This is a genomic window from Methylobacterium adhaesivum (assembly GCF_022179065.1).
Taxonomy (GTDB): Bacteria; Pseudomonadota; Alphaproteobacteria; order Rhizobiales; family Beijerinckiaceae; genus Methylobacterium; species Methylobacterium adhaesivum.
This window is the reverse complement of sequence record NZ_BPQD01000050.1, coordinates 1-3,931: the sequence shown is the minus strand read 5'-3', so window position 1 is coordinate 3,931 and position 3,931 is coordinate 1. Positions and strand designations below refer to the sequence as shown.

Genomic DNA, 3,931 nt, shown 5'->3' with positions numbered 1-3,931 from the left:
AGCTTCAACGCGAAGCTGCGGGATGAACTCCTCAACGGCGAGGTGTTCTACACCCTCAAGGAGGCCAGCGTCGTGATCGAGCAATGGCGTAGGCACTATAACAACATCCGGCCGCACTCGTCGCTCGGCTACCAGCCGCCTGCGCCCGAGGTCGTCATCTGGCCAACCGAACCGAGCGGCTCAGGGCCGCTCGCTCACCCCGCCATCGTCACGCGACTGACGATGCACTAACTTCGAACCTGGGCCACCGAATGGGGGCAGGCCAATAAGGTGGTGCGGTTACGGCACCAATGCAAGAGGATTACAGCCACCACACGGAAGTTCGCCTCACAGCCCCGCCAGCGCCCGTTTCGACCTTGGAGTCATCCAAGTTCAACGAAGTCGCTGAACGCCGTCCTGGGCGATCCTGGAGCATTGCTTACAGATCAGGATCAGAACCGCCACGGCATGAACGAGCTGACCATGAATGGCCGGCTGATCCTGCTGAGGAACGCTTCGTATCGCCGTCCTGGTATCCCGAAGTAGAAGCAGTCCTGCGGCCCAGCCCAAGATGCGTCGATGACGAGGCGACCGTCTCGACTGTTCCAGGCGTGGCCCATGAGCCGGTTGGCCGGCGTTAGTGCGAAGCCACGAACGTACTTGCCGTGGCCATCCTCTTCGAGCTGGTCGGCAACGTCGAGGCATTGCCCGCCTTTACGTTGCTTCACGCCGGCTGGTAGACGAGCCCCGACGTATGGCTGTCCGTGTTCATGTAGAAATTGGAGGTCTTCGGTATTGATCTTGCCGGACTTCTTGAGGGCTTCGAGGACTACGTGCACGAGATTGCTTTCTGCCAGTAGACACCGGCGCTTGAGGTGATGCGGCCTTTTAGGAATTCGCAAAATTTTCTTGGATGCGTTGCGCCGCCCTGTTTGGAAGGCATACCCCCAGTGCTTGCAAGAATAGGGGTCCTTTTTGCGGTAGCATTTGTAGACCGGATAATCGGGGCCACCCGAATAGCCTGATAAAAATATCGCTCTGACAAACTTCGCAGCATGTAAGTGTCGAATGTGCTTACTATAATCTACAGGGTGTGAGTCTGGTTGATCGTCGTTTGCATGAATGCAGGAATGCAAGGCAAGTGCAAACACGAATGCAAATGATGATTGATGTTGCCTTGAGTTGTGGCATAGTTGATGAATGCATCAAACAAAGGGACAAGCAATGAGCCGTTCGATGCGTAACGAAGTCGATGCTGTGGCTTCCATGCTCTTGCGAGATGCTGACGCAAGGCGCGAGGCCGGTGACATCGACGGCGCTCTTTTGTTCGCCGACGGCGCCGACGCCTTGCTCGTGTTGCTGGACTACGAGGCCGTGCTCCGTGCTGCTCGCAAGAGCTAGTCCTGCACTACATGTCGATTGGTTTGCGGTTGTTGACTGCATTTTGTTTTGCGTAGAGGATCAGCATATGTGCGTTTAGCAAGCGCCCGCTGTATGAATCGCAAGGTCAAGAGATGCAACAGAACGATGTCTCCGGTGAGAACTCGTCCTTTGACTACGCAGCCGGTCGGCGCGCGTTTCTTGGGGCTGTCGGTTTAGGCGCAGCCAGTGCTTTGGCGCTGAGTGGCTCTTCCAGTAGTGCTAATGCTCAAGCGGCCGCCATCTCCCCCGCAGACGTATTTAATTTCGCATTAAACTTTGAGTACCTTGGATTTCGCTACTATGATATAGCTTTTAGGGGCTATCCTGTTTTATTGCTTCCCGGTACCACTGGAGTTGGTAGCACAAGCCCTGGTGCCGTTATTAGATACTTAACATTCCTCGGTACCGGTACATCGGAAACGCCGCGCGGCGGTCATAAAGTGCCGTTCCAAGATCCTCTGATCCGTGCGGTTGCAGAAGAATTCGGCGCTGACGAGCTGGCTCACGTTACGTTTTTGCGAAGCATCTTAGGCGACTCTGCGATTGCTCAGACTCGGATTGATTTCGACCAGGGCTTCACCGCGTTCGGACGCTTTTCGGGCCTAGTGCCTCCTGATGGGACGTTTGACGCTTTCGCGAATGACGACAATTTCTTGATTGGCGCCATGATCTTGGAAGATGTCTGCGTCACCGCGTTGAAGGGGGCTGTGCCTTTCATACGCAACAATGAATTTTTTGAGGGCGCGGCTGGTCTGCTTGCAACGGAAGCGTATCAGGCCGGCATCATCCGGACCCTGATGGCGCAGCGAGGCTTGTTCAAGCAGGCGCAGCAGGTCTCGGATCTCCGTGACTACTTCGATGGGCCGAGTGACATCGACCAGGGGATTGGCACCGCTCAGCAGGTCAACATTGTACCGGCAGATAACAACAGCATCGCCTTCAGCCGCACGCCGGAGCAGGTTCGTAACATCGCCTACGGCACCACCAACGGCCAACCCGGTGGTTTCTTTCCGCTCGGTCTGAACGGCGTGATCCGATGATTAAGCGGGGAGACGTTCGGCCGGGCGCGTGAAGGCGGCGTAGGCTCCCCAGACCCGTCGTCGGTCGAGGGGAGCGAGGGCGTTCAACAAGGTCGACGCCCACGGGAGCAAGCCGGCGTCGTCCTCGGCATGCCGCAGGGTCCGGCAGATGTCGTCACCGCGCGGTCCCGTATGCATGCGCACGATCACGTTGAGGGCGCGGGTGCGGGCGCGGCGCTCGCACGGGTCGAGACCGGAGGCGAATGCCCCCCAGGCGTCGGCAGGTTTGATGTCCATGTCGTTTCTTCGTTGTTGGGCGTGCCGGTCGTTGCCGGAGCCATGATTTAGGGCTTGCCTGACAACTCCATACCGACGTATGGTTTTGTCAGTTGAGCGGAGAAACCCGATGTCCGACGCCCTTCGCCCCCTCGTTGCCTACCTCCGGGTCTCTACGGATCGTCAGGGCAAGTCTGGTCTCGGGATCGCGGCGCAGCGCCGGGCAATCGAGGTGTTCGCGGAGGCCAACGGATTTTGGGTCGTGGCCGAGTTCGAAGAGCATGAGTCCGGTAAAGGCTCGGACGCCCTGGATCGTAGGCCGAAGCTCGCCGCTGCCCTCGCCGCCGCGCGCAAGGCCAAGTGCGCCGTCATTGTCGCCAAGCTGGATCGCCTGTCGCGCGACGTGGCCTTCATCGCCGGCCTGATGGCGCAGCGGGTGCCGTTCTTCGTGGCCGAGTTGGGAGAGAACGTTGATCCGTTCATGCTCCACATCTACGCCGCGCTGGGCGAGAAGGAGCGCGCTATGATCTCCGACCGGACCCGCAAAGCCCTGGCCGAGAAGAAGGCGGCCGGCGTAGTCTTGGGTAACCGTACGAACCTTGCGGAGGCAAGTGCCAAGGGTGCCGATGCCAACCGGGCCGGCGCCGATGCCTTCGCCGCGAACGTCCTGCCCATTATCGCCAGCATCAAGGCCAGCGGGATCGAGACCAACACCGGGATCGCCGTCGAGCTGAACGCCCGCCGGGTTCGGACGGCTCGCGACGGCGTATGGAGCGCCGTTCAGGTTCGCCGGATCGTTGAGCGGGCTGCATAACCCCAACAAACAGGGCACGAGGACATCGCCCCTAAGTCAATGACAAGCCTTGTAAGGCCAAGATTATACTGAGGCACATTCCCCACAACCTCACCGTGCTAACCCCGCATGTAGTCCGTGGTCAGGGACAACCGCGACACTGCAACCCCAGGACCTTGACGAGGCGTCTCGTCTGGTCGCTCTAATCATCCCCAGCGCAAGCGCACCCCTTTCGTTTAAGGCGAGGTGTGCCCGTGATCCCCGATGACAACCAGGACCAGCACCGCTTCCGGGTAAAACTGCTGTTCGGCATGTTCGAAGCCGACGCCTCCGGTACGGTCGCTATCGTGGCCGTGCTTCTTCTGTTCGCGATGGTGGGGGTCGGCCGGTGGTGGGCGCTCTGGTAGGGCGCGATACGTCCCTTGGCCTGCCTCCTGAAAAG

The 3,931-nt window shown here is 59.2% G+C and carries 7 protein-coding genes; 4 read left to right on the top strand and 3 right to left on the bottom strand.

The window, feature by feature from the left end; translation table 11 throughout:
- The coding region (locus MFF01_RS21640; protein WP_238227640.1) for an integrase core domain-containing protein at positions 1–231 on the top strand (231 nt) is incomplete at its 5' end.
- A gap of 200 nt (positions 232–431) precedes the next feature.
- On the opposite strand, the gene MFF01_RS21635 is transcribed toward MFF01_RS21640, so the two are convergent.
- Positions 432–818 carry a hypothetical protein gene (locus tag MFF01_RS21635; protein WP_238228483.1) on the bottom strand — a complete coding sequence of 129 codons (387 nt, stop codon included), beginning with the start codon at positions 816–818 and terminating at the stop codon, positions 432–434.
- 397 nt (positions 819–1,215) lie between these two features.
- On the opposite strand from MFF01_RS21635, the gene MFF01_RS21630 reads away from it, so the two are divergent.
- Both MFF01_RS21630 and MFF01_RS21625 read left to right on the top strand, forming a co-directional pair.
- Positions 1,216–1,380 (top strand): hypothetical protein, encoded by a 165-nt coding sequence (locus MFF01_RS21630; RefSeq protein ID WP_238228482.1) that lies wholly within the window; start codon positions 1,216–1,218, stop codon positions 1,378–1,380.
- A gap of 113 nt (positions 1,381–1,493) precedes the next feature.
- Entirely contained in the window at positions 1,494–2,441 is a 948-nt protein-coding gene (locus tag MFF01_RS21625) for a ferritin-like domain-containing protein (RefSeq protein ID WP_238228481.1), read from the top strand.
- On the opposite strand, the gene MFF01_RS21620 is transcribed toward MFF01_RS21625, so the two are convergent.
- Positions 2,442–2,717, bottom strand: coding sequence for a hypothetical protein (locus MFF01_RS21620; RefSeq protein ID WP_238228480.1), 276 nt, complete (start codon positions 2,715–2,717; stop codon positions 2,442–2,444). It lies immediately after the preceding gene.
- A gap of 109 nt (positions 2,718–2,826) precedes the next feature.
- Here MFF01_RS21620 and MFF01_RS21615 point away from each other — a divergent pair, with 109 nt between their 5' ends.
- Complete coding sequence (locus MFF01_RS21615) at positions 2,827–3,510, top strand: recombinase family protein (RefSeq protein WP_238228479.1); 684 nt, start codon at positions 2,827–2,829, stop codon at positions 3,508–3,510.
- A gap of 215 nt (positions 3,511–3,725) precedes the next feature.
- Here the strand turns inward: MFF01_RS21615 and MFF01_RS21610 are convergent.
- The coding region (locus MFF01_RS21610; RefSeq protein WP_238228478.1) for a hypothetical protein at positions 3,726–3,931 on the bottom strand (206 nt) is incomplete at its 5' end.